This is a genomic window from Paenibacillus sp. EKM211P (assembly GCF_011066175.1).
Classification (GTDB): Bacteria; Bacillota; Bacilli; order Paenibacillales; family Paenibacillaceae; genus Paenibacillus; species Paenibacillus polymyxa.
In genome coordinates, this window is sequence record NZ_JAAMNS010000002.1 from 567,083 (window position 1) to 592,848 (window position 25,766).

At 47.5% G+C, this 25,766-nt stretch carries 18 protein-coding genes and 2 riboswitches; of the genes, 3 read left to right on the forward strand and 15 right to left on the reverse strand.

The features are described 5' to 3' along the window. Positions 1 to 123 precede the first annotated feature (123 nt). The 7 genes from G9G57_RS05525 to gcvH form a co-directional block, all read right to left on the reverse strand. The gene (locus G9G57_RS05525; RefSeq protein ID WP_164964626.1) at positions 124 to 1,779 is read right to left on the reverse strand and encodes an amino acid ABC transporter ATP-binding/permease protein; all 1,656 of its coding nucleotides are present in this window, start codon (positions 1,777 to 1,779) and stop codon (positions 124 to 126) included. Further along, complete coding sequence (locus tag G9G57_RS05530; RefSeq protein ID WP_164964627.1) at positions 1,772 to 3,925, reverse strand: DUF454 family protein; 2,154 nt, start codon at positions 3,923 to 3,925, stop codon at positions 1,772 to 1,774. The genes G9G57_RS05525 and G9G57_RS05530 overlap by 8 nt, the downstream gene beginning before the upstream one ends. Positions 3,926 to 4,134: 209 nt before the next feature. Then, positions 4,135 to 5,280 (reverse strand): mannitol-1-phosphate 5-dehydrogenase, encoded by a 1,146-nt coding sequence (locus tag G9G57_RS05535; RefSeq protein ID WP_153795045.1) that lies wholly within the window; start codon positions 5,278 to 5,280, stop codon positions 4,135 to 4,137. Then, positions 5,277 to 5,711: a PTS sugar transporter subunit IIA gene (locus G9G57_RS05540; protein WP_025365592.1), complete on the reverse strand. Its 435-nt coding sequence runs from the start codon at positions 5,709 to 5,711 to the stop codon at positions 5,277 to 5,279. Before G9G57_RS05540 ends, G9G57_RS05535 begins: the two co-directional genes overlap by 4 nt. Beyond that, positions 5,708 to 7,792: a BglG family transcription antiterminator gene (locus G9G57_RS05545; protein WP_164964628.1), complete on the reverse strand. Its 2,085-nt coding sequence runs from the start codon at positions 7,790 to 7,792 to the stop codon at positions 5,708 to 5,710. The genes G9G57_RS05540 and G9G57_RS05545 overlap by 4 nt, the downstream gene beginning before the upstream one ends. An 82-nt stretch (positions 7,793 to 7,874) precedes the next feature. After that, positions 7,875 to 9,353, reverse strand: a complete 1,479-nt coding sequence (locus G9G57_RS05550; RefSeq protein WP_164964629.1) for a PTS mannitol transporter subunit IICB — start codon at positions 9,351 to 9,353, stop codon at positions 7,875 to 7,877. A 426-nt stretch (positions 9,354 to 9,779) separates the two neighbouring features. Then, positions 9,780 to 10,178: a glycine cleavage system protein GcvH gene (gene gcvH, locus G9G57_RS05555; RefSeq protein WP_016819056.1), complete on the reverse strand. Its 399-nt coding sequence runs from the start codon at positions 10,176 to 10,178 to the stop codon at positions 9,780 to 9,782. A gap of 408 nt (positions 10,179 to 10,586) precedes the next feature. Continuing rightward, a riboswitch (glycine riboswitch) is annotated at positions 10,587 to 10,660 on the forward strand. 13 nt (positions 10,661 to 10,673) lie between these two features. After that, positions 10,674 to 10,770: riboswitch (glycine riboswitch) on the forward strand. Between the two features lie 79 nt (positions 10,771 to 10,849). On the opposite strand from gcvH, the gene gcvT reads away from it, so the two are divergent. From gcvT to gcvPB, 3 genes are all read left to right on the forward strand, one after another. Further along, complete coding sequence (gene gcvT, locus G9G57_RS05560) at positions 10,850 to 11,950, forward strand: glycine cleavage system aminomethyltransferase GcvT (RefSeq protein ID WP_164964630.1); 1,101 nt, start codon at positions 10,850 to 10,852, stop codon at positions 11,948 to 11,950. Between the two features lie 123 nt (positions 11,951 to 12,073). Continuing rightward, positions 12,074 to 13,429 carry an aminomethyl-transferring glycine dehydrogenase subunit GcvPA gene (gene gcvPA, locus G9G57_RS05565; protein ID WP_126665974.1) on the forward strand — a complete coding sequence of 452 codons (1,356 nt, stop codon included), beginning with the start codon at positions 12,074 to 12,076 and terminating at the stop codon, positions 13,427 to 13,429. After that, positions 13,426 to 14,922 carry an aminomethyl-transferring glycine dehydrogenase subunit GcvPB gene (gene gcvPB, locus G9G57_RS05570; protein WP_126665975.1) on the forward strand — a complete coding sequence of 499 codons (1,497 nt, stop codon included), beginning with the start codon at positions 13,426 to 13,428 and terminating at the stop codon, positions 14,920 to 14,922. Before gcvPA ends, gcvPB begins: the two co-directional genes overlap by 4 nt. Positions 14,923 to 15,050: 128 nt before the next feature. Here gcvPB and ptsP read toward each other — a convergent pair whose 3' ends face one another. The 8 genes from ptsP to G9G57_RS05610 form a co-directional block, all read right to left on the reverse strand. After that, complete coding sequence (gene ptsP, locus G9G57_RS05575) at positions 15,051 to 16,763, reverse strand: phosphoenolpyruvate--protein phosphotransferase (RefSeq protein ID WP_016819060.1); 1,713 nt, start codon at positions 16,761 to 16,763, stop codon at positions 15,051 to 15,053. Beyond that, positions 16,756 to 17,031, reverse strand: a complete 276-nt coding sequence (locus G9G57_RS05580; protein ID WP_007431597.1) for an HPr family phosphocarrier protein — start codon at positions 17,029 to 17,031, stop codon at positions 16,756 to 16,758. Before G9G57_RS05580 ends, ptsP begins: the two co-directional genes overlap by 8 nt. A gap of 110 nt (positions 17,032 to 17,141) precedes the next feature. Then, on the reverse strand, positions 17,142 to 19,187 hold the full coding sequence (gene ptsG / locus G9G57_RS05585; protein WP_016819061.1) for a glucose-specific PTS transporter subunit IIBC: 2,046 nt from the start codon (positions 19,185 to 19,187) through the stop codon (positions 17,142 to 17,144). A 239-nt stretch (positions 19,188 to 19,426) separates the two neighbouring features. Continuing rightward, positions 19,427 to 20,302, reverse strand: a complete 876-nt coding sequence (gene glcT / locus G9G57_RS05590; RefSeq protein WP_090889850.1) for a glucose PTS transporter transcription antiterminator GlcT — start codon at positions 20,300 to 20,302, stop codon at positions 19,427 to 19,429. Positions 20,303 to 20,494: 192 nt separating this feature from the next. Continuing rightward, entirely contained in the window at positions 20,495 to 22,030 is a 1,536-nt protein-coding gene (locus G9G57_RS05595; protein WP_126666013.1) for a flotillin family protein, read from the reverse strand. 48 nt (positions 22,031 to 22,078) lie between these two features. Continuing rightward, positions 22,079 to 22,597 (reverse strand): hypothetical protein, encoded by a 519-nt coding sequence (locus tag G9G57_RS05600; RefSeq protein WP_013372583.1) that lies wholly within the window; start codon positions 22,595 to 22,597, stop codon positions 22,079 to 22,081. A gap of 173 nt (positions 22,598 to 22,770) precedes the next feature. Next, positions 22,771 to 23,934 (reverse strand): iron-containing alcohol dehydrogenase, encoded by a 1,164-nt coding sequence (locus tag G9G57_RS05605; RefSeq protein ID WP_126665976.1) that lies wholly within the window; start codon positions 23,932 to 23,934, stop codon positions 22,771 to 22,773. 185 nt (positions 23,935 to 24,119) lie between these two features. Next, positions 24,120 to 25,763 carry a UDP-glucose--hexose-1-phosphate uridylyltransferase gene (locus G9G57_RS05610; protein WP_126665977.1) on the reverse strand — a complete coding sequence of 548 codons (1,644 nt, stop codon included), beginning with the start codon at positions 25,761 to 25,763 and terminating at the stop codon, positions 24,120 to 24,122. Between the last annotated feature and the right edge of the window lie 3 nt (positions 25,764 to 25,766).

A 25,766-nucleotide genomic window follows, 5' to 3' on the forward strand; every position in this document is an offset into this window, starting at 1 on the left:
GATGATTTAAATAAGGATGACGCTCCCATTTCAACACGCACACTCCATTTTATGACAAAACGATGAACAGGCTACAGCTTTCGCCTTCAAAGCATCACATTTATTTCCCAGCTTTCATCACGTTCAGGAGAGTCGGCGGTTATCCATTTGAAAAATTTCGTCAGCCATTCGCATAGTGGAGCTTCGATGCGAAACAAGGATAATCGTTTTGTCTTGCTGCTGTTCTTTTAACGATTTTAAAATAATCGCTTCGTTCAAACTGTCCAAATTGCTAGTTGGTTCGTCCAGCAGTAAGAGGGGCGCATCATGAACAAAGGCTCTGGCCAGCCCCAAGCGCTGGCGTTCTCCCCCAGACAGCCTGTCCCCCAACTCTCCGACTCGGCTGTCATATCCTTGAGGCAATGTCATAATAAAATCGTGTACTGATGCCTTACGGGCTGCTTCCACAACCTGTTGATGTGTAGCATTCGGCTTTCCAATTTTGATATTAGCTGCAATGGAATCGTCAAACAGGAATGTATGCTGATCGACGTAGCTTTGCAAGCTTCTCAAATGTCGGGTCTCAATGTCCTTCAAATCGTGGTCAGATAGTAAAATCCCACCCTTCTGCGGGTCCCTGAATCGCATCAGCAACTTCAGCAACGTTGACTTACCGGACCCACTTTTACCCTGAATACCTATAATTCGCTTGTGTGGTATCGTGAGACTTACATCATTCAGCACCGTTTGACCATCGTACGCAAAAGTCACCTTGTCTATCTGCGCTCCAGTAAAGCCAACGGTTATTCCATTCATATTTTCTTCTACCTCCGGGCTCTCCTCCAGCAGACTTAGCACTCGCTCCCCGCTTGCCAGCGTTTGAAGCAAATTGTTGGACAAATTGCTCAGTGCGACCACCGGACCAAATGAACTAAACAGAGCAATGACTGAAATCAGCATACTTGTAAAATCCATCTGTCCTTTAGACATGCCATACAATCCAGCTAGCAGCATCAAGAATGAAAATCCGACTACAGCTGCATCTGTGACTGCTCTTGTGATGCCTTCATGATGCTTCAAATCCTTCTGCTTGGTATCTAACTGATCCGTACGACGGTTAATTTCATTTAATCGTTGTTCCCCTTGCCCATATTGCACAATTTCCTTCATCCCACGTAAGCTGTCCAAAAAATAACTGCTCAGCTGGCCGAAGCTGCTCCGGTATTCCATCCCTTGGCGCTTGCCCATACGTGTCGTAAGTAGGGGAATAAACAAACCGACGGTTATGTAAGCAAGCGCAGCGATCCAGCCTAGTAAAGGCTCATAAGAGCCTATAAAAAATACCATGAGCAGTGAAGTGATGATGCCAATCATAACAGGCGCTATCGTATGCGCATAAAATACTTCCAGCAGCTCAATATCACTTGTAATCAGCGATATCAGATTCCCTTTGTCCTTGCCTTCAAGCTTGGCTGGAGCCAATCTGCGCAAAGCTTGAAGCACCTTGTCTCGCAGCACAGCCAGCAGCTTGAAAGCGAGATAATGGCCACTCATTTGCTCGCCATAACGAAATACACCGCGCAATACAGCACATAGCACGATGACAGTCAGCAAAAATGTCATGCTGTAGCCTGTCGTGATGCCCGTTGCTGTCAGTAGGGCAAGGGCCCCATATACAATAATGCCAATAGCACACACAAAGCCGAGCACCCCTGTAACAATCGTGATGAGCAGCACAGGTAAAAGAGGTCCTGCCAAGACCAACAATTGACCCATGATTCGTAAACCGGGTCTACGCATATACAGCACCCCCTTTCACAAACTGTTCCATCCGATGCTGACTGAGATACATCTCCGCATAATGTCCCTGCTGGCTCAACAGCTCCTGATGCGTTCCGGATTCTGCCACCAAACCATTTTGCAGCACATAAATACAGTCAGATTGGATCACGTTTTCCAGTCTGTGAGAGATGAGAATCACTGTTTTTTGACCTGCCAGTGCATGTATGACCTCCATGATTCCTTCCTCACTCTCAACGTCAATGTTAGAAGTAGCCTCATCAAAAATATATACATGACTGTCGTGCAGCAACGCTCTGGCCAGTGCTAGACGTTGACGCTGTCCTCCTGACAGATTCGCTCCCTGCTCCTCTATCTCTGCCTCCAATCCTCCCTCGGAGAGAATGAAATCATACAGTTTCACTTGCCGCAACGCCTCCAGCATTTGTTGCTCATCCGCGTGCTCATTGCCCATTCTCAAATTTGCTTCGACGGTGCCTTTAAAAATATAGCTGTTAAAACCGATCCAGGTCATATGACGCATGCGGCTTTCTTCCGAAATGAAGGTCAGTTCGGTTCCTCCGATCGTCAGGCTTCCTTGATAACCCTCATGATGTCCAACGATCAATCCGGCTACCGTACTTTTACCTGAGCCTGATTCTCCAACAATGGAAACGAAGCTGCCTTGAGGAATGTCCATGGTTATATTACGCAAGGTATCTCTTTCGTCGTAAGCAAAATTTACCCGTTCCAATCGAATGTCTGTAGCTTCTATGCTTTGTTGTCCTTGTACAAGATCCTCTGTACTCAACATTTCGAATATTTTGTCACTTGCTGCCATTCCGTTCATGGCAATATGAAAGTAGGAACCGAGCAGACGAAGCGGGATGAAAAACTCTGCCGACAGCAACACAATGATGAGCGCTCCCGCCAAGCCAATGTGACCCGAAGAATATTCGCTAACCGCGACCAGCACACCTGCGGCGGCACCACCAAATGCGATAAGATCCATGACAGCTACGGAGTTTAACTGCATGGTCAGGACTTTCATTGTCATTTTGCGAAAATCCTCAGCCGCTGTGTTCATTTCCTGATGTTTATTCTGGTCTGTCCCATAAATTTTGAGCGTAGTCAGACCTTGTACATTTTCCAAAAAGCTGTGGCCCAAATTGACGTAGCTGCCCCAATATTTCCGAAACAGCTTTTTAGCCATCCGCATAATAACAATAATGGACACTGGAATTAAGGGAACGCAGATCAATAGAATGATAGCCGCTTTGAAGCTGACAAAAGAGAGGGTGATGAACAACGTTACAGGTGCAAGCAGACTATAAAATAGCTGAGGCATGTATCTACCAAAATAGGTTTCAAGCTGCTCCACCCCTTCTACAGCAACCTGAATAACCCCTGAGGTGGAGGTATGATCCGTATAAGAGGGTCCCATCTTTAACAGCTTGCTGTAAATCTGCGAGCGCAGCGTTTTTTTAGCATTGATTGAAGCCCGATAGGACAGCATACTGGCTGCATAATTACTCAGGAAGCGAACAGCAATGGCAGCAATAACAATGACTGTCATGGATAGAATTAGCTGGCGAGTTACTTGTCCTTCCCATGCTTGCTGCATCACAAAGGCCATAGACAAAACGGCGGCTATACTCCCTAAAAGACCGATCCACTGTACGAGCACACCCAAGATGATATATTTTCGGGAATGCTCCACCAGGCCTAGTAGACGACTGTCGACCATTTTAGACCTTTTTTTCGGAGTAGGGACGGCTTCAGATGAAGACGGAGTTTCCGCCTTACCTTCCCTCACAGTTCCGACTCGAAATATAAAATAATAGTATTTAAAAAGGATGACCAAGACGATGAGCGCTTTGCCCCACACAATGGGGGTAAAGATAAAGCCTGTAATGAGCATAGCTGACGCTAAGCCCAATGACGTAATTTTTGTAGACAGCTTCAACGACCTGGTTTGTACAAAACTTTCCAGATACTTATGGTACAAAGATGTATTCGAAAACCACTGATGAATCCTTTCAGACCCCCGCATAAAGAAAAAGGTTGCCAGCAGCAGAAACGGTGTAGTCGGCAGCAACGGCACCACTACGCCAATCACTCCAAGCGCCAAAAATAAAAAACCTAAGGTAATATAAATCGGTTTCACTGTAATCCCCCTAATATATATACTGTTAATGATATTTATAGATAATGATAATCATTATCAATATATATAATTTAGTCAGGTTGTTATGTGATGTAAATCACGCATATAAAAATCCTCTTGAAGTTCAACTCTACAGAACACTTTTGTGCTCATATAGATGTTTTGTCTTCAAGAGGATAATCAAAATAAGTGCGTGTTATTACGTTGTTTTATGAACTTATAATATCATATTGTTCCACTACCTGTCGATGTAACGGGTCATCTGCAGGTATGGACGTATAACGTGTCAGCGCTACACTCACCCCTTGGCTGCGAATCACCTGCTGAAGCTCAACCGCTTCGGGGTCTTCTGTAATATCAAATTTACAGGCGGCAGCCATTCCCAACGCCAGATGATCGGTCGGGATACCATACTCCTGCGCTTGCAGCGCGGGACGTACAAGACGGTCGTTGGGAGACAGCTTACGCAGTGGTGAACGTCCGACCCGAGTAACCTCGTCTGTCAGATTAGGATTGCGGAAGCGATCCAAAATCTTAGAGATGTACTTCTTATGCTCCCCTTGATTCAAACCGAAGCGCTTCACAAGCACCGCTCCTGTTTCCTCCAGCGCCCCTTGTATGGAGTCTACCACCTTGGTATCCTTCATGGCCTCCTGGATCGTGGCATAACCTGCGACATAACCAATATAGGCTGCCACGCAATGGCCCGTATTCACCGTGAACAGCTTGCGTTCAATGTAAGGCTCCAGATCCTGCACGTAAAGAATGCCTTCAATCTCTTGATGATCAGGAGCCATTTGCGAGCGATCTACAACCCACTCGTAAAAAGGCTCTACCTGCACATGCAACGGGTCCTCATGATGCTGAATCGGCACAATCCGGTCTACAGCAGCATTGGGAAAATAAACCGAAACCTCTGCCTTGGCACGAGTCGCCTCATCCAGTAGCGCAAAAACATGCTCTTTCAGTTGGGCGCTGCCTCCAATTGCATTTTCGCAAGCAATCACATGCAGCGGGCCTGCCCCTCGCTCTACCCGCCGCGCTATGCCCTCGGCAATACCTGCTGCAATATGCCTGAGGATGCTAACCCCTACCGCAGTCGTGATCAGATCAGCATGGTCTACCGCGTCCGCTACAGCCGATGCATCTCTACCGTCAATCGCGGTTACATTCGTAACTGTCTCCGTATCCTTCGTATCATTCGCCAACTCTACCGTATACTGCTTGCGGCGGCGTAACTCAGATACAAGGGTCTCGTTGACATCTGAAAAGACAACCTCATAGCCTGCACGCGACAAAATCAGCCCAATAAAGCCACGACCGATATTTCCTGCTCCAAAGTGAACGGCTCTCATAACTCCAGCTCACTTTCGAACAGATCTATAATTTCCTGTGCGGTCACCGCGTTGCGAAGTTTGTCCATATTCTCTTCCTCCGCACATACCACAGCGATACTCGTCAAAATCTCCATATGATCGCCGCCTTGGGCTGCAATACCGATCACCATGTATGCTTTTTCTTCCCCGAAATCTACGCCTTGCGGGAACTGAACGATGGAGATGCCAGTGGATTGAACAAGCGTCTTGGATTCCTTGGTACCATGTGGAATAGCCAGCCCGTTCCCAATATAGGTGGATACGATCTCCTCGCGTTCAAGCATCTTGTCAATATACTCACTTGTAATATGTCCTGCATCCAGCAGAATTTGTCCTGCCATACGAATCGCCTCATATTTGTCTTTGGCGGTTGCGTTCATTTTTATTTTGTCTATCGTCATAATACTCACGTTAGATTCCTCCCTGTCCCTAATTTACTGTGGAAAAATTCAGCCAGCTCACTCGATATATAATTGGCAATCTGATCCCTGCTACCGTGTTCCAGTAGCGTAATCATGTCTTCCTGCAACAGTAATGCACTAATCTCGCTCAATACCTCCAAGCTTTCTTTCGGCAACTCACGAGGTCCCAACATCAGCAGAACGCATTCTACCTGCTCATCTACATCCGCCAGCAGCGGCTCGGCCAGCCTATACAAGGTCAGCGAAGGCTGGCGAACATAGGGACTGCGCGTATGAATCAAAGCAACGGAGGTATCAGAAATCACCTGACTCCCTTGACGCTCTCTTTCTACAAGTTGTTCAGCAACAACAGAAGGCTCTGTGACATTTCCCCGCACTGCCTCCAACATGCAGATAGCCTCTATAGTGGCTGACATATCCATCCCTTGATTTTCCAGCGGGTATACTTGAAATTGCTGTACAATGTGTACAATCTCCTCAAGGCTTTTCCGTAGACCGGTAAGCCACTCCATGCCCTGGCCGGGCTGAACAGCCTGTTCCTGAGGATGGTTATTGAGTTGATTGAGTGTAATATGCTGGATAAAATGACGCAGACGGTCACTCTCCTCTTGCGTCAGCAGCGGACTGATTTTGAGATATCGATCCGGTTCAAGCGGCAGCTCCACTGTCGAAATGATCAGATCATAATCCTCCTTGGGAATTCGCGTCGCCTCGTACCATGAGGCCCTATCCACGATTTTGATCTGTGGCAGCTCCTTGGCCAGTCTGGTTGCCAGAAGTCTGGAAGATCCAATCCCGCTCGTGCAGACTACGATCGCCCGCACCTCCCGTTGCAACTGTCTCAGCCGCTCCAGCGAAGCGCCAAAATGCATGACCAGAAATCCGATCTCTTCATCTGGTACTTCCATTTCTGTCATATCCGCCGCAGCCTTTTTGACCAAATCGAATAAACTGCCGTAATCCTTGCGGATTTGCTGAAGGAGGGGGTTGCGGATGGACCTCCCTTCCCTCAAACGTTTGAATACTGGAGTCATATGGGCAATCAGCCCTTCACGCAGAACGCGGTCCTCTGCCAATGGTGTGCCAGTCTCTGCCTCCACACGACGAATCAACTCATGAACCGACTCCAGCAGTACAAGATCATCCAGTGGCAGCAAGCGGGTGGAATGATCCTCAGCATCACGGAACAGCAACCTGAAATAACTTCGTTCCTGGTCTGGAAAGTCAATAGCCAGCGCCGCCGACAACTCTGCGCATATGCGTTCTACCATAGCTGTGCGCAGCATGATATTCTCCTCCGAATCTGTCTTCGAATACGGGAGGGAGGCACGATGATCTACAACGTACCCGAGTCGTAGACGTGCCAGTGACACGCAAATTTGAATCAGCAACTCCATATATTTGCTTTCCACCATGTTTTTCAGCCATTGATCATGAGGCTGCCAGAGGGCGTTCTCCACGGTTAGCAAGTTCTCCCTGCCAATCATCTCCAGCAACTTTTCAGTGACACGTGTCACCGGACGAAGCTCCTCACGACCGGAAAACAGAGCCGATTCATCCAAATATTCGAGAGCCAGCTCAGAAATCGCCCGTCTTTTGTCTATCTCCCGTCCTGTAATCTCGACACCGTATCCCCGTCTGCGCACTAGCACGAGCCCTCGATCTGCAATCCAGCCTCGTAATTCGTCCAGATCATGACTGACCGTAGTTACTGTGACTTTCAAATCCGATGCCAGCGCCAGTAACTTGATTGGCTCCTGTGTATCCAGCAGCATGCACAGCACTACAATCTTTCTCTCCTCAGCCGAGTAATCGTCTGACTTCGTATACAGCAACTGCTCCCGCAGACTTGCAAGCTGAGTCGGGTCGGCATCCACATAGATACCGATTCCTGATTTTTTCTCCAGCTTTACCTCATGAGCCGCCAACCAACACTCGACTGCGCCAAGTTCCCGATGGACCGTCCTTGTGCTGACATTGATCTTCTCGGCAATTTCCCCGGCTGTAACCTCATGGGGCTGCTCCAAAAGATACTCCACGATGTCAGATTGTCGTTTCGTAATATTCATAAGCGCATACCGTTCCTTCCCAAGCTCTATTCCCTTTCAACAGGAAATACAAACTGTACACAGACGGCTGACTTTATAGGGATTAAGAGTCGGATTTCAGACGGTCAACCAGCGCTTCGTATTCAGGGCTTTTCAGAAAATTGTCAATGGAAATGTGCTCAGCATTCGGGGCTACCGTTTTAGCCCGGTCTGTCAACGTTTTTTGCGTAATGACAATGTCCGCATCCTGTGGAATTTCACTGATTGCCGTATTTGTTACCGTAACGTCCACGCCCGCCTGTTTCATTTTCTTGCGTAAAATCGAGGCTCCCATGGCGCTTGAGCCCATACCTGCATCACAGGAAAAGACAATTTTGTTTACTTCGGATTTATCCTTGAACAGCCGATCTGTTGCACCCTCGACAGTACGAGCAGATGCGTGGTTACTTTCCGCTACATTGGCGTTAGCACTTGCACCTTTGCTTTGATTTTTCATATCTTTCAGGCGGGATGCAGCTTCCTCCAGCCCCTCTTCCTTCTGCTTACCTGTCTTGAGCAATACTGCGGCCACAGCAAAGGATACGACCGCAGCAGCGACCACACCGCTCAGCATCGGCAAATATCCACCTTTTGGTGTCATCAGGAAATAAGCGATGATACTGCCTGGTGAAGGAGCAGCAACCAGTCCGGCACCTGTCAACATAAAACAGAAGGTTCCCACAACGCCCCCTGCTATAGCAGCAAGAATTAGAATCGGCTTCATCAAAATGTAAGGGAAATAAATTTCATGAATCCCGCCGAAAAAATGAATGATAACTGCACCAGGAGCAGACGACTTCGCAGAGCCTTTACCGAACAGGCAATAGGCCAGCAAAATGCCGAGCCCCGGCCCAGGATTGGATTCAAGCATGAACAAAACGGATTTTCCTGTTCTTGCAGCTTCCTCTAGCGCAATCGGACTCAATACTCCGTGATTCAGTGCGTTGTTGAGAAATAATACTTTTCCGGGCTCAATAATGAGATTGACAAGCGGCAAGAGCCCTGCATTTACGAGAAACTGTACCCCTGCCGACAATACTTGGCTGATGGTTTGAACGACCGGGCCAATCCCCACATGAGCGAGCAGTGCTAGAATGGCACCGATAATCCCGGCCGAGAAATTATTGACCAGCATTTCAAAACCTGATTTGACTTTGCCTTCAATGGCCTTATCGAACTTCTTCAAGATCCATGCAGCCAGCGGGCCAGCTACCATTGCGCCCAGGAACATCGGGATATCGGCCCCCACAATGACACCCATCGTCATAATGGCACCGATCACACCTCCACGCTGTCCGTGAATCATCGTGCCTCCTGTGTAACCGATCAGCAGCGGCAGCAAATAATTTTTCATCGGATCAACCAGTTGTGCAAAACCCTCGTTCGGGAACCACCCGGTCGGAATAAAGAGTGCTGTAATTAATCCCCACGCAATAAAGGCTCCCATATTCGGCATCACCATACCGCTGAGAAAACGGCCAAAACGTTGTACGGCGACACGAGCGCCACCGTTTGGACTGGACTTTGTGTCCACTGTGCTCATATTCATATCCTCCTTGTGAGTAAATAGCATCACTACCTTTTCTTAAAATTCATACTAAATGACAGCGCTATCTTCATCAACGAAATGAAAACGTACTTTCGTCATGAACGTTGATGACAACATTTAAATTTAAAATAACGGACAACGTATTATACCTGCATAATTCTTCTTAATATGACCGATAACAATAGAAATTAGTCGAAAAAACAGTGCTGTAAATCTGCACCTTATATAGAGGAGCTCACCTCTAAATCTAATAAATCGACGTAATAACGTCTTCTAAAAGACAACAAAAAAATAGCCGCCATGTCAGATCATAGCGACTATTTTATACACAAAACGAGCGGACTAACGATGCTTTTATTCAATTCAATATCCATATAAAAATTTAGAATAAAGCGCTAATATTCCATCTTATATTGCTCATTATTGTTCATCCGAAATCAACTGCTCGTACTGATCCGCAGACAGCAGCTTGCTCAGAGCCTCCTCGACATCATTGCCCATCTCTACTTCAATCATCCAACCCTTTTCATAGGGAGATTCATTCACCAGCTCAGGTGTGCTTTCCAGAGCTTCATTTACTTTCAATACGGTTCCCGCCACCGGAGCAAAAAGGTCGGATACGGTCTTCACCGATTCAATTGTACCAATCTCTGCCCCCTGTTCAATCGTTGCTCCCGCCCCAGGTAATTCCACAAAAACAATATCACCCAGTTGATGCTGTGCAAAGTCTGTAATGCCGATCCGCAACGTCCCGTCTGCTGTGCGCTGAACCCACTCATGTTCGTCTGTATACCAAAGTTCCCGTTTCACTTCACTCATCCTGCTTTCGCCTCACTTCCACATGAATAAAATGCTTTTAATCACCTGTATTAGACAGGTTAAGATTATGACAACATGAACACTCATGTCAATAATACTAACAAAAATACTTCATGTTATCTCATATAGCATAGAATATTAAAAAATGATAACTTGTAACAAACGCTTACATATCCTTATTTATACATTAAATGTTTTTTGGATTGTTTTATATGACATTTTTATTGACATTTTGAATGAATTTGCGTATTAATGGGTTATAGCAAATGCTTTTGGAAATACCCCGACAACTGCAAACGCGGATGAACGCGGAGGGAGAGACTACCCAAAAGATTCGCATAGCTGTTGTCGTTTCTGAGACAGTTGTGCACGCGAACTCGGATCAAGTTGTTACCTGCAAAACCGGGTAACCTACCGTTGATCCAAAAGGTAGCGCCGAAGGAGTAAACTTGCATTGCAGGTGAATCTCTCAGGCAAAAGGACCTCTGCCGGACGCATCTCTGGAGAGCATTCGCGATTAGAGCGGATCACCCAAGGGGAAACCTGGTTCACACCGGGGTAACTTTCTGGTATCAAGGACAGAGCTGAAAGAAGAGTATGGACTGCCGTCTATACGTTTCTTTCAGCCTGTCTTTTTTGTTTAGCCGATTACACTGGATAGGAGTGAAAAAATGTCTAATTTGCGAAGAACACCATTATTTCCGTCCTACGGGACGCAGCCCGGGGTTCGTTGTATTGACTTTGGCGGGTGGGAGCTTCCCGTTCAGTTTAGCGGCATCCAAAAAGAGCATGAGGCCGTCCGGCAACGCGCGGGTTTATTCGATGTCTCGCACATGGGCGAGTTTTTGGTTGAGGGCAAAGAAGCCGAGGCTTTTTTGCAATGGGTAACCACGAATGATGTCAGCCAGTTGGAACCGGGCCAGGCACAATATTCACTCCTGTGTTACCCCGATGGAGGCGTAGTGGATGACTTGCTTGTATACTGCAAAGGACCAGAGCGCTACATGCTCGTTGTGAATGCCTCCAACATCGACAAAGATTGGGATTGGCTCATGCGCCACGTACCTGCATCGGTTCATCTGGAGAATGTGTCTGATGCGATCGCATTGCTGGCATTACAAGGACCGGAAGCAGCACATATTGCCGCAGCCGTGACAGATGCAGATATTACGAATCTGGCATCTTTCCGATTCCATGAGAATGTGCAATTGTTCGGAGCAAAAGCACTCGTCTCCCGAACCGGATATACCGGGGAAGACGGTTTTGAATTTTATATACCTGCTGAGGAAGCACCCGCCGTGTGGAATGGTTTGCTTCGTTGCGGTGAATCGTATGGGCTAATTCCCGCTGGGCTTGGTGCTCGCGATACACTGCGGTTTGAGGCACGGCTGCCGCTGTACGGACAAGAGTTATCTGCCACCATTTCACCGCTTGAGGCTGGTTTAGGTTTCTTCGTCAAGTTGAATAAAGGAGATTTTATCGGCAGAGAAGCACTGCAACACCAGAAAGAACAAGGAATTCCTCGCAAGTTGATCGGGCTGGAAATGATTGACCGCGGTATCCCGCGCGCTCATTATCCAGTCTTCGCGGAAGGCCAACACATTGGTGAGGTCACAACGGGGACTCAATCGCCCACCTTGAAGCGTAATTTGGGGCTAGCCCTGGTGGACAGTCGTTTTAGCACCCTATCTACACCGTTAGAGGTCGAAATTCGAGGTAAACGCCTGCGTGCGGAAGTGGTCCCAGCCCCCTTTTATAAACGGTCACGCTGATCTTAATCCTCTTCACTCTAAAAAAGCGATCATGTCAGATACGAAATTCTGGATTTTCCAACTACGATTATGTATTAGCTAATTTACTATCTAAATTTTGCTTTTCGAAAGGAGCCAGGACTTATGAAGCAGCATCGCTATCTCCCCATGACCGAACAAGATCAAACCGAAATGCTGCGTGTGGTGGGCGTATCATCCATTGATGATTTATTCAGTGACATTCCAGAGGCAATTCGATACCAAGGGGAACTCCCTCTTTCCTCTCGGCTCGACGAAAGAGCCCTAACTCGCCACATGGCCGAGCTGGCCGGGCACAATGCCAATACAGATACACATGCCAGCTTTCTTGGTGCAGGTATTTATGATCATCATATTCCGTCCGTCATTCAGCACATCACCTCACGTTCCGAATTTTACACAGCCTACACCCCCTATCAGCCGGAAGTAAGCCAGGGCGAGCTGCAAGCCATTTTTGAATTCCAGTCGTATATTTGCGAATTGACAGGCATGGCAGTAGCTAATGCCAGTATGTACGATGGAGCGACAGCTCTGGCGGAAGCTGGCTCACTGGCCGCCGCAGCCACGCGCCGTAAACAGCTTATCGTATCAAGGTCTGTCCATCCAGAGGCACGCCAGGTATTGGCAGCCTATGCGCGCGGATTGGACTTGGACATTGTGGAGATCGGCTGTTCGGACGGCGTAACGGATGTCGATGCGCTTGCCGCGGCCGTATCGGAACAGACGGCGGCTGTCTTGATCCAAAGCCCCAACTTTTTTGGAGCCGTGGAAAATCTGAAGCCGATGGCTGACCTCATCCATGCACACAAGGGGCTAATGGTCGTCAGTGCCAACCCGCTGGCACTTGGCTTGCTGGAGGCGCCCGGTAAGCAGGGCGCGGATATTGTTGTAGGAGACGCGCAGCCGCTTGGGATCTCGTCCTCCCTCGGCGGTCCGACCTGCGGTTACTTCGCCGTTTCCCAGGCGCATATGCGCCGTATCCCTGGGCGTATCGTAGGCCAAACCACAGACCGTAACGGCAAACGCGGCTTCGTGCTGACCTTACAAGCGAGGGAACAGCATATCCGCCGTGAAAAGGCCACGTCTAACATTTGCTCCAATCAAGCGTTGCTTGCAGTATCTGCATCTGTGTACTTGTCCGTCATGGGGAGACAGGGCATCCAGGAAGTAGCCGAGCTGAATTTGCATAAAAGCCGCTATGCGTTAGAACAATTGCTGAGCTTGAAAGGCGTAACTGCCTCATTTCACGCACCGACCTTTAACGAGTTTGCCCTTAGGCTGCCTGAAGGTACGGAGGTGAGCAAACTTCAGGACAATCTGCTAGCTGCTGGATTTATCGCAGGCTATTATTTGGGCCGGGACTATCCGGAACTTGCGGGTCACATGCTGATTGCAGTGACGGAGCAAAGAACCAAAGAAGAGATCGACCAATTTGTACACACCTTGGAGGGATTGCTATGACACACACCGGACCGGACCAGAAACAAGAGCTGTTGAAGGAACACGATCAAGCGCTCATTTTTGAATTGAGCCGTCCGGGTCGCATCGCTTATTCCCTTCCCGAGTGCGACGTTCCTCGTCGCCCGGTGGCAGAGCTTTTGCCGCATTATGCGCTGCGCAGCGAACCTGCGGCATTACCCGAGGTATACGAAGTAGATGTTATTCGCCATTATACCGCCCTGTCCCAGCGCAACTTCGGCGTCGACAACGGGTTTTATCCGCTTGGCTCGTGTACGATGAAATACAATCCAAAAGTGAATGAGGATGTCGCCCGTTACGCAGGCTTCGCTAAAATTCATCCATATCAGCCGGAGAATAGCATCCAGGGGGCTATGGAGCTGCTGCATACGCTCCAAAACGATCTGGCTGCGTTGACCGGCATGGATGCCGTCACGCTCCAGCCCGCTGCTGGCGCCCATGGCGAATGGACCGGGCTGATGATGATTCGCTCGTACCACGAGGCACGTGGTGAGCGACGTACCAAGGTGCTCGTGCCGGATTCCTCGCACGGTACGAACCCCGCCAGTGCAACCGTCGCGGGCTTCGAAACAATTACCCTCCCCTCCACCCCTGAGGGGCTGGTGGATCTGGACGCGCTCCGCCAAGCCGTAGGCAACGACACCGCTGCGCTCATGCTGACCAATCCGAACACGCTGGGCTTGTTCGAGAAGCAAATTACTGACATTGCCGCGATTGTGCATGACGCAGGTGGTCTCCTCTACTATGACGGGGCAAACTCCAACGCCATCATGGGGATTACCCGCCCCGGGGACATGGGCTTCGATGTGGTGCATCTCAATTTGCACAAAACGATGAGTACCCCGCACGGTGGAGGCGGCCCCGGCGCTGGACCCGTGGGCGTAAAGCAGCGGCTGATTCCCTATTTGCCCAAGCCGATTGTCGTACGTGATCCGCAGGGTGTGTACCGCTGGGATCGGGAGCAGGGAGATTCTATTGGACGGGTCAAAGCCTTTTACGGTAACTTCGGCATTCTCGTCCGTGCCTATGCCTATATTCGCAGCTACGGTCCTGATGGCTTGAAGCGAGTGTCCGAATGTGCTGTACTTAATGCCAACTACATGATGCATCGGCTAGCCCCGCATTTTGACCTGCCTTATCCAGGGCATTGCAAACACGAATTTGTCATGTCAGGGCGAGGTTTGAAGAAATTTGGAGTACGCACGCTGGATGTAGCCAAACGATTGCTTGATTTCGGTTACCATCCGCCTACCATTTATTTTCCGCTAAATGTAGAGGAATGCATCATGATCGAACCGACGGAAACAGAAAGCAAAGAGACGCTGGATGCTTTTGTCGACACTATGATTCATATTGCGCGCGAAGCCGAGGAGAACCCTGAGCTGGTGCTCAATGCACCCTATACCACTCCAGTCACACGCCTGGATGAAACCACTGCAGCCCGTAAGCCTGTGCTGAATTGCGCATGTAGTTAAGGTTAAATTCAAACACAACAATCCAAAGCATACAAAAAAGCCGGTATCTGTTGAGATACCGGCTGCTGTATGTATACAGCAATTTTTGTTGGAAAAAGATATAACCTTTGAAAATGTGATACCCTTCCTTATGCTTCGATGCTTTGAACCAATTCAACAACCTGCTCGGCTGTTTGCATATCCAGAGCTTTTGCAGCCAATTTCTCCATGTCCGCACGGGACAACTTGGAGATTTGACTACGTGCTGGCAGAATGGAAGTTGCGCTCATGCTGAACTCATCCAGTCCCAGACCCAGCAGCAACGGAATTGCTGTTGTGTCTCCTGCCATTTCACCACACATACCAACCCAACGTCCTTCACGGTGAGCGGCATCAATAACCATTTTCACCAGACGCAAAATGGATGGATTATATGGTTGATACAGGTAAGAAACCCGCTCGTTCATACGATCCGCTGCCATGGTGTATTGAATCAGATCGTTAGTACCAATACTGAAGAAATCCACTTCTTTAGCGAATTGGTCAGCCAATACCGCTGTAGAAGGAATTTCTACCATGATGCCCAGCTGAATTTCTTCAGATACGGATACACCCTCGGCTACCAACTTTTCTTTTTCCTCCAACAAAACAGCTTTAGCTTCACGGAATTCGTTCAGCGTAGCAATCATTGGGAACATAATGCGCAGGTTACCGTGCACGCTTGCACGCAACAAAGCACGCAATTGAGTGCGGAAAATATCCTGGCGATCCAGACACAGACGAATAGCACGGAATCCGAGGAACGGATTCATTTCTTTCGGCAGATCCAGATAAGGAAGTTCTTTATCTCCACCGATGTCCAAAGTACGGACTACAACCGGTTTGCCTTCCATTCTTTCCAGAACCGTTTTGTAAGCTGTATATTGTACTTCTTCGGATGGGAGCTTGTCGCGTCCCATGTACAAGAACTCCGTACGATACAAGCCAACGCCTTCACCACCGTTGTCTAGAACACCAGCTACATCGTTAGGCGTACCAATATTGGCTGCCAGTTCGACATGGACACCATCGACGGAAACCGTAGCTTCGCCGCGCAGCTTACGCCACTCTTCGCGTTGCTTGTCATATGCCACTTGTTTAGCGCGGTATTCTGCAACGATTTCTTCGGTAGGATTCACGAACACGTGACCATCCAGACCATCGACGATAATCAAATCGCCGCTTTTAGCTTGAGACAATATATTTTTTGTTCCTACAACAGCAGGAATTTCTAATGAACGAGCCATAATAGCCGAGTGTGAAGTGCGTCCGCCGATATTCGTTGCAAAACCCTTAACAAATTCACGGTTCAGCTGAGCTGTGTCGGAAGGTGTCAAATCTTCTGCAAGTACAATCGTTTCTTCGGCAATTTCTGCAGGGCTGACAAAATGAACACCAAGCAGATGATTGAGCACCCGTTTGGTTACATCACGCATGTCCGATGCGCGTTCTTGCAAATATGCACTTTTCATGTTCTCAAACATGGAAATAAACTGTGTAGCTACTTCATTCAAAGCATAGTCAGCATTAAGCTGCTCGTCTCTGATTTTAGCTTTAACCGGATCGATCAATTCAGGATCATTCAGAATGAGGAGGTGAGATGCAAAAATTTCTGCTTTTTTCTCACCCAGCTCACGAAGCGTTTTCTCCTTAATCGATTCCAATTCGGTTTGAGATTGTGCCAAAGCCGCATCCAATCTTGCGATTTCAGCTTCAACATCACCAACCGCGCGTCTCTCTACAGCGTAATTCGGATGCTCCAAGATAAACGCCCGGGCAATGGCTATGCCTGCCGAAGCGGCAATCCCGGAAATTTTAAGCATGAATTTCGCCCAGCCCTTCGTTAACGATTACATTTTCAAGAGCTTTCAATGCTTCAGCAGCTTCAGCGCCTTCGCAGATAATGTTAATAGTATCCCCTTGTTCCAGACCAAGAGACAATACACCCAGAATGGATTTCAAAGTTACTTTTTTACCGTTAGCTTCGGCGAAAGATTCAGCACCGCTGAATTTGTTAGCTGTATTTACCAGCGCAGTTGCAGGACGTGCATGGATACCGTCTTCATCCGTAATTCTAAAAGTTGTTTGCATAATTTGTTCCTCCCACTTTCCTAAAAATAATATTTGTTTACACGCAGCATACCGGATAATTGATCAGACGGCCTAAGCCGCCTAATCAACTAATCCGAAACACATAGAGTTTATTTTATCGTAATTATACCATCTTCGCCAGCCTTCAATACTCCAGTTTTGTTTAAAGTTACCGAAGATCCTTCTGGAAGGTTGGTAAAAATGACAGGTGAGATGATGGATTTAGCGTTTGCCTTCACGTATTCCAGGTCTACTTTCATAATAGGCTGGCCGGCTGACACAAGATCGCCTTCGTTCACCAAAACGTCAAATCCTTGACCTTTAAGCTTCACTGTATTCACCCCGATATGAACAAGCACTTCTTTACCACCATCGGATTGAATACCAACCGCATGCTTGCTTGGGAATACATTAAATACTTTACCATAAACAGGAGAAACAATGGTTCCATCATTTGGCACAACTGCAAATCCATCACCTGTCATGCGTTCTGCAAAGACCGGATCGGGAACGGTCGAGATGTCAACCAATTCACCGTTTACTGGCATCACGATATCTTCTACAACGATTGTTTGCTTTTGTTCTCCGGCTTCCTTTTCCTCTTGTGGAGCTGGTTCTGAAGGAGCAGGTGCAGGTGTACGTCCTGCCATGATATCAGCCATTTGGGTTTTAATCGTATCGGAACGGGTACCGAAGATCGCCTGTACATTGTTACCAACTTCAAGGACACCTGAAGCGCCAAGTTGTTTCAGACGAGCTTTATCCACGTTTGATTTTTCATTAACTTCGATCCGAAGACGTGTAATACATGCATCCAGATGCTTGATATTCGATGAACCACCGAAAGCAGCCAAAATGTTATGTGGAAGCTCGTCACTGCTACCGCTTGCTGCACCCTCCACATTATCTGTAGCTTCTTCACGTCCTGGTGTCTTCAAGTTGAATTTCCGTATGATGAATCGGAATCCGAAGTAGTAAATAACCGCCAAAATCAGACCGACGATAATTACATACCACCATGGCGTACGGGTTGGAATAATCCCGAATATCAGGAAGTCAATAAATCCACCTGAGAACGTCATACCGATTTTAACATTCAAAATTTGCATCGTCATAAATGACAAACCTGCAAATACACAGTGTACTGCAAACAGCAATGGAGCTACGAACAGGAAGGAAAATTCCAGTGGCTCCGTAATACCTGTCAGGAACGAAGTCAAGGCAGCTGAACCCATGATACCTGCTACATATTTTTTGTGTTCCGGTCTTGCTTCATGATACATCGCAAGTGCTGCTGCCGGTAATCCGAACATCATGAATGGGAACTTACCTACTTGGAACGTACTTGCTGTCAGTGCCACGCCGTCGCGAAGCTGATTGAAGAAGATCTGCTGGTCACCGTGAATGGTTTGACCTGCTTTGTTCACATATTCACCAAACTCAAACCAGAACGGTGAGTACCAGATGTGATGCAAACCAAACGGAATGAGCGCACGTTCGATAACCCCGAACAGGAACGCCGACAAAGTCGGGTTGGAATACACCATAAAGTGAGATACTGCGTTAAGCCCTTGTTGAACTGGGGGCCAGATCAAAACCAGTGCCAGTCCGACAATCAGTGAAGATACTGCCGTTGCAATTGGAACGAAGCGCTTACCCGCAAAAAAGCCCAGGTACGAAGGAAGCTCGATTTTGAAAAATCGATTGTACATAGCAGCGGCCAGTATACCGATGATAATCCCGCCGAACACCCCGGTTTGAAGTGTAGGAATACCCAACACATTCGCATAACCCGGTACTTTTTGAGCAATCAGACCAGGTGTAACACCTACAGCTGTACCCAGCGTAATGTTCATTACGAGGTAACCGATGATCGCAGCCAAACCTGCTACACCTTCGCCGCCCGCCAGACCGACGGCTACGCCGACTGCAAACAACAGCGCCAGATTATCAAAAACAATTTGTCCGGCGTTCATCATGATTGTCGCTACCGATTGAACCCAGCCCGCATTTAACGCAGGGATGTACTGGAGAAAATCAGGATTGACCAGCATGTTGCCGATACCCAATAAAAGCCCCGCAGCTGGCAAAATGGCTACTGGAAGCATTAACGCTTTACCGACACGCTGTAAAACGCCGAAAAGCTTTTTGAACATACCTTCCACATCCTTCTCTGAAATTTAGAACAGAGGCAAAACAACAAAAAAGGCATGAGCCGATTTAAGTATGTTTGAACACAACCTTGGGATATAGCATACCCCAGTAGGCTGTAAACAATCATAACTTAAAACAACTCATGCCTGATCGAATCAGTAACACGTTAAAATGTTTAGTTGTTGTCTTCCTCATTGCAAAATTGATTATAGCACCACGCTAAATGCGAGGCAATACTTTTTTATTCGGGCTTTATCACAGTTTGTTGCTCTCCCTGCTCCTTGCGTTGGGACAAACGCTGCAGATGCATCGTCAAATAGCTAACTTCAGCTGGATACACCGGTTTACGTAGCCTTTTCTCCATAATCTTCGTAAGTTTCCAGGCCAGCATATACATTTCTGGATATTCTTCATTCAAAAGCTTGTCCAATCGGTAAATCTCCTGCACAATTTCTCCTCGTCGTACACGTTCAATCGCAAATCTCAGATGAGTCAGCAGACGAGAATAATCAAGGGATTGGAGAGGAATTCGGTAATCCAGTGTCGTCTCGACGACCTGAACCATGTCAGCAATCAGACGAGAATCCTTCCTAACCTCGGAGATATGTTGGTTTGTCATAGCACTATAAATATGCAGAGCTACGAATCCGATTTCATCTTCTCCCAGATCTACATTCATCTTATCCCTGATTAAAGCAACAGCCTGCTCAGCCATCTTGTATTCCTGAGGATATATTTCCCTAGTCTCATACAAAAACGGATTATGAATCGTAATTCCCTGTTTATGACGGTTGATGGAAAAAGCGATATGGTCAGTTAAAGCAATCAAAATATGCTCATTTAGAGGCTTCTTTGCTTGAAGTTGAACAAGATGAAGTACCTCACCGATGACCTCGATGAGCTTTTCATCCAGCTCAGGAAGCAACCGTTTGTATTGCTCCTGCTCTTCATGGCTTTTTAATATAAATAATTTTTCAACTGAATCCAACGGCATAAGATCGCCGGGTCTGCGATTGAAACCGATTCCTTTTCCAATCACGACAACCTCATCATGCTCGGGATGCATCCCTATAATCACATTGTTATTCAGCGCTTTGGCCACTTTTAGGCTGCTCACATCCGCACCTCTTTTATCAGAACCTTGATCCTAAGAATTATAGCATGAAGCTCAGAGGAATCCACGTTAAAGTACCAAATATTCCGCTAAAGGTCAATAAAAAGAAAACGCTTTTCATCACAATTTCCAGGAAATGCTGTGATGAAAAGCGTTCTTTTGAAGGCTGAGAATCTACTCCCCAAAGGCTTAGCGTTATTCTTTATCCGTTAGTGCCACCTCAACCGAGGCTGGATTGTGCAGCTTGTTCGCATCAACGGAGGACGGTACGGAATGAAGACCATTTTTTCCAGTGGTTAGTCCCTTGATCAACTGCTCTACATCAATACCGGATACACTCTTAAGCATCTCAGGAGCCGTCGCCATCAGTTCGGTGACATAATTGCTGACACGCGTTGCTCCTTCCCCTTTACCCGTATCCACAACAGTCAGTTTATCAATGGATGCAATCGGTTCGGCAATGCGTCCGGCCAGATCCGGCAACATTTTCACGATAATATCGAGCACGGCGGCCTCTCCAAACTTCTGGAACGCCTCCGCCAGTTTTTCCTTGGCCTCAGCTTCCGCGAGACCACGCAAACGGATGACATCTGCATCGGCTGTACCTTTGGCCCGTTCTGCATCCGCTTCTGCTTGCCCGTTTAGACGTTTTTGTTCAGCTGACGCTTTAGCCTGTGTTTCAATCGAGTATTGCAGCGATTCCGCCTCACGCATTTTACGCGATTTGTCAGCTTCCGCCGCTTGTTCTACTGCGTACCGATCGGCTTCCGCCTTCTTTTTCACTTCCGCATCATATTGCTTTTCACGTACCTGTATTTCCTTGGCTTGAATATCAATCTCCCGTTCCTTACGTACCAACTCGACTTTCATCTGTTCTTCGACGGCAGTCTGCTTGGCACGGGCCTCCTGAATGTGATAAGCCTGATCGGCTTCTGCTCTGGCAGTATCCTGTTCTTTCTTAAACGAAGCCACCTTCAGTTCCTTCTCCTTGGCTGCCTCGGCAATATTCGTATCCCGCAACAGCTCGGCCTTCTGTCCTTCCTGTTCTGCTTGCGCCTTCTGAATTCGGGCATCCCGCACTGCCTCGGCTTCTGCAATCTCTGCATCCCTTTTCACAGCAGCAATTCTCGGCTTACCAAGCGCATCCAGATACCCATGTTTATCGCGCACATCTTTGATGGTGAATGAAACGATCTGCAAGCCCATCTTTTTCAGATCGCGCGCAGCCACGCCCTGTACTTCCTGCGCAAACCGATCCCGATTACGATATACTTCCTCTACCGTCATGGAGCCGAGGATTGCCCGCAAATGTCCCTCCAGCACTTCTTGAGCCTCTCCTCTAAGCGCTTCCAGCGGCTTTCCGATGAACTGCTCGGCTGCTGTGGCTACATCCTCAATGGAACTGCCAACCTTGATGATCGCCACACCATCCGCAATCACGGGTACTCCTTGCTCTGTATATACTTCCGGTGTAGTTACGTCCAATTTGTGAGACAACAGAGAGATAAATTCGGACTGCTGGAAAATAGGCCAAATGAAAGCGCCCCCACCACGTACAATTTTAATCTTGCGACCAGAATCATCCTCGGAAATATTTTTATTTCCCAGAAAAGAACCTGTCACAATCATTCCTTCATCCGGTCCTACCGTTTTGTAACGGGCCCAAAAAGCAATCCCTAATATGACGATAACAATGACAACAATTCCAGGGATCAACACAATATCTTGCAAACTTGACACTCCCGATCACGCTCCCTTCAAGTTAAGCGAATGCGCCGTCTATGTGTCCAGGTACGCTACGCGGACGACGCCCTCTGCGACCTCAACCACGACAATACGGGTTCCCGCAGCTAGCGGTTTGTGATCAAAGCTAGATGCTGTATGTATGGTGTTGCCTGCACCCAAGCGGATCATAACTTCCCCGTAACCAACCTCAGGTACAGGAATGGTGACCTCACCGATTCTGCCAGTTAGTTCACGCATTGAGAAGCCACTGGATACTTCTGAATTCGCCATAGGCTTGATAAACGCAAAAAACACTAGCACTCCAATAACAAGTGCAATCCCTAAAGCAAGCACAACGACCCAGCCCATGGTCAGCCCAGTATACTTTGTCAGTAGTACTCCAGCCCCGCCAAAAGCAGTCATAGCCCCAAGTAGAACGACAGGTCTGAACCAATCAAGGCCCGGCAGTTCTAACGCCCCATCCAGCCAGCTACCGAGTACATCCCCGATCAACACGCTAACCACGGTAAAGATTGCCCCTCCTGCCAATAACCACCAAAATAAAGTTTCCATGCGACTCCTCCTTCCATGCACCTTTTCAGTCTGGTTTCCAGTCTATAACTATGTTTACGTATTCAACCTTAAAAAGTTTCAAAATTTACCTCCTATATTCCAAATTAAACCCAAAAAAGCACGTTCGTACGTCTAATGACGCACAAACGTGCCTATTATGCTCCAACCGCTGTTTACAGGGATGCTTTGTAAATTTCGACTACATCTTCGCGATTGAGCTTGTTAAAGCCACCGAAAGGTCCGAATTTCACAGCTTTATCAGCCATTACATCAATTTGGGACGCATCAATATCGTAATCAGTCAGACGGCTTGGTGCACCAATCGAGCTCCAGAAATCACGCAACGCTTGAATACCTTCCAACGCTACTTCTTCATCACTCTTACCTTCTGGGTTCACATGGAACACATTCACAGCCAGCTGTTTGAAGCGTTCAGGCTTCACATGCAAGTTATGTTTCATCCAGTTCGGGAACAGAATAGCCAGTCCTCCACCATGCGGAATATCATAAACAGCAGACACAGCATGCTCAATATTGTGAGTAGCCCAGTCACCTGTCAGCCCCATGTTCAGAAAGCCGTTCAGTGCCATCGTACCACAATACATAATGGTTTCACGCAGCTCGTAGTTTTCCAGATCGTTAACCAGTCCCGGCGCCGCATCTATGACCGTACGCAAAATCGTTTCACACCAGCCCAATTGAACCGGAGTATTGGATTCCAAATGGAAATAATGCTCGAGCGTATGTGACATCATATCCACAATTCCGTAAACCGTTTGATTTTGTGGCAGAGAGTATGTGTTCACCGGATCAAGAATGGAAAACGCAGGAAACGCATGTACGCTACCCCAGCCCAATTTTTCCTGAGTTTTTTCGTTTGTAATAACAGAACCTGCGTTCATTTCAGAGCCGGTTGCAGCCATGGTCAGAACCGTACCTAATGGCAAGGCTGCTTTGGGAGCCGCTTTACGCTCTGCAAAATCCCACATGTCCCCATCATATTTTGCACCGACAGCAATAGCTTTGGAGCAATCCAGTACACTACCACCGCCCACAGCCAGTACAAGGTCGATTTGATTTGTTTTACACAATTCAACACCCTTATGTACCGTAGACAAGCGAGGATTTGGTTCTACACCCGCCAGTTCTGTTACCTCTGCACCAATTTCACCAAGCAATTTTATTACATTATCGTACAAACCGCTGCGCTTAATGCTGCCGCCGCCATATACAAGTAGTACACGTTTTCCATATTTAGGAACTTCACGCTTGAGAGCCTCCAATTGTCCTTTACCGAAGATCAATTGTGTAGGATTATAAAATTCGAATGCTTTCATCGCAAACGTTCGCCTCCAATAATTCTAAAGTTTAATGTTAAGAAACTACTCTATTATAACCTTTATGGTTACAGGAAACAAATTGCTTTATTTTCAGAAAAAAAACCATACCCCTTAAGGAGTATGGTTACATTTCACATCTTGGGAGGGTTCTCGTATTGTATTATGTGGCAACATAAGCAACTTTATTCTCCCAAGGTATAGCCCAATTGTTTCATAAAACGGCCAAACGCTTGCTGACCGGATGGATTCCGTTTATACACTCCTGCGTGCTCTAAAATTTCACTGAATTTCAGTCCAACCTCATTTTGTACGGTACGAACAGCCGTCTCCTTATCAGACAGGCGACCGAACCGGGTATTCAACTGGTAAATCCAGTCTGCATGCTTAAACAGTGGATGTCCTTCCTGCTGCATAGCCACGGCCAATTCGTCGTCCCCACACAAGATATCAGCAATTCCATCCAGCTCATCCTTGAGTCGACCTGGTAAGATGGCAAGCCCCATCACCTCGATCAGACCGATATTTTCCTTTTTGATATGATGCATCTCGCGATGGGGATGGAAAATACCTTCCGGATATTCTTCACTCGTTCGATTGTTCCGCAGTACGAGATCCATCTGATATCTTCCTTCAGAATCCCGGCGCACAATCGGCGTTACTGTATTATGCGGAATCGTTTCCCCCTCCAGCTCGGTATGAGAGAGAACGTCTACCGATGGATCACTATAACCCTTCCAGGCTTCAAAAGCAGCATTCCCCGCCTCCAACAGTGCGTCGGGATCTGTTGACGTAAAACGAATGACCGACATCGGCCAGTTTACAATACCTGCCGTAACCTGCGGAAACTCTTCATTATGGTATACGCCGTCCACACCCGCTTTTTCAATTGGGAATGTATGACGACCACCCTGAAAATGATCATGAGTTAGGATAGACCCTCCGACAATAGGCAGATCCGCATTAGAGCCAATGAAATAATGCGGAAACGCTTTCGTAAAGGCCAGCAACCGCCGCAGCGTATCCTTTGTAAGCTTCATGGGTACATGATCATGATGGAACACAATGCAATGCTCGTTGTAATACACATAAGGTGAATATTGAAAAAACCACGGTTCCCCATTCAATTCGACCGGAATAATACGCAAATTTTGGCGGGACGGATGGTTTACCCTCCCGGCATATCCAACGTTTTCACAGCACAATTGACATTTGGGGTAAACAGGCGGCGGTAAAAGCTTCGCCATTGCAATTTCCTTGGGACTTTTTTCTGGCTTGGACAAATTAATCGTAATTTCCATATCTCCGTAAGGCGTTGACTGATTCCAGTACACATTGCTGGCTACCCGATCCATTCGAATGTAGTTCGAATCGATGGATAATTGATAAAAAGCATCTGTAGCCGCTTCTATACCATGTTCAGCCTCCGTTTGATGAAAGTCACGGATGACTTCAGACGGTCTCGCCATTAGCTGACCCATGATTTTGGAATCCAGCAAATCACGATACGTATCCGTGTTTTCAGGGATAAGCCCTATGGCAAAACCATAATCTATCAATACATTAAGCACAGGCTGGAGAGCTTCGGGGGCAATAATGCCCCCTGCTTCCCCACCGGAATAAGGCTCCGAAAACCCGAACTGCTCCAATAGCAGATTACGACTGTAATCCGTATCTTGCAGACCAATCAAGCCCTTCTTATGTGCGAATGCAACCAGTTGCTCCACCGCATATAGAGCCGATTGCTGTACAGTTTCGTCGATGTCATGGGCCAAGTGCCGGGAAAGTTCCCGGTCTTGGCCTTTATCTACAGATTGGCGCTCGCTCATATG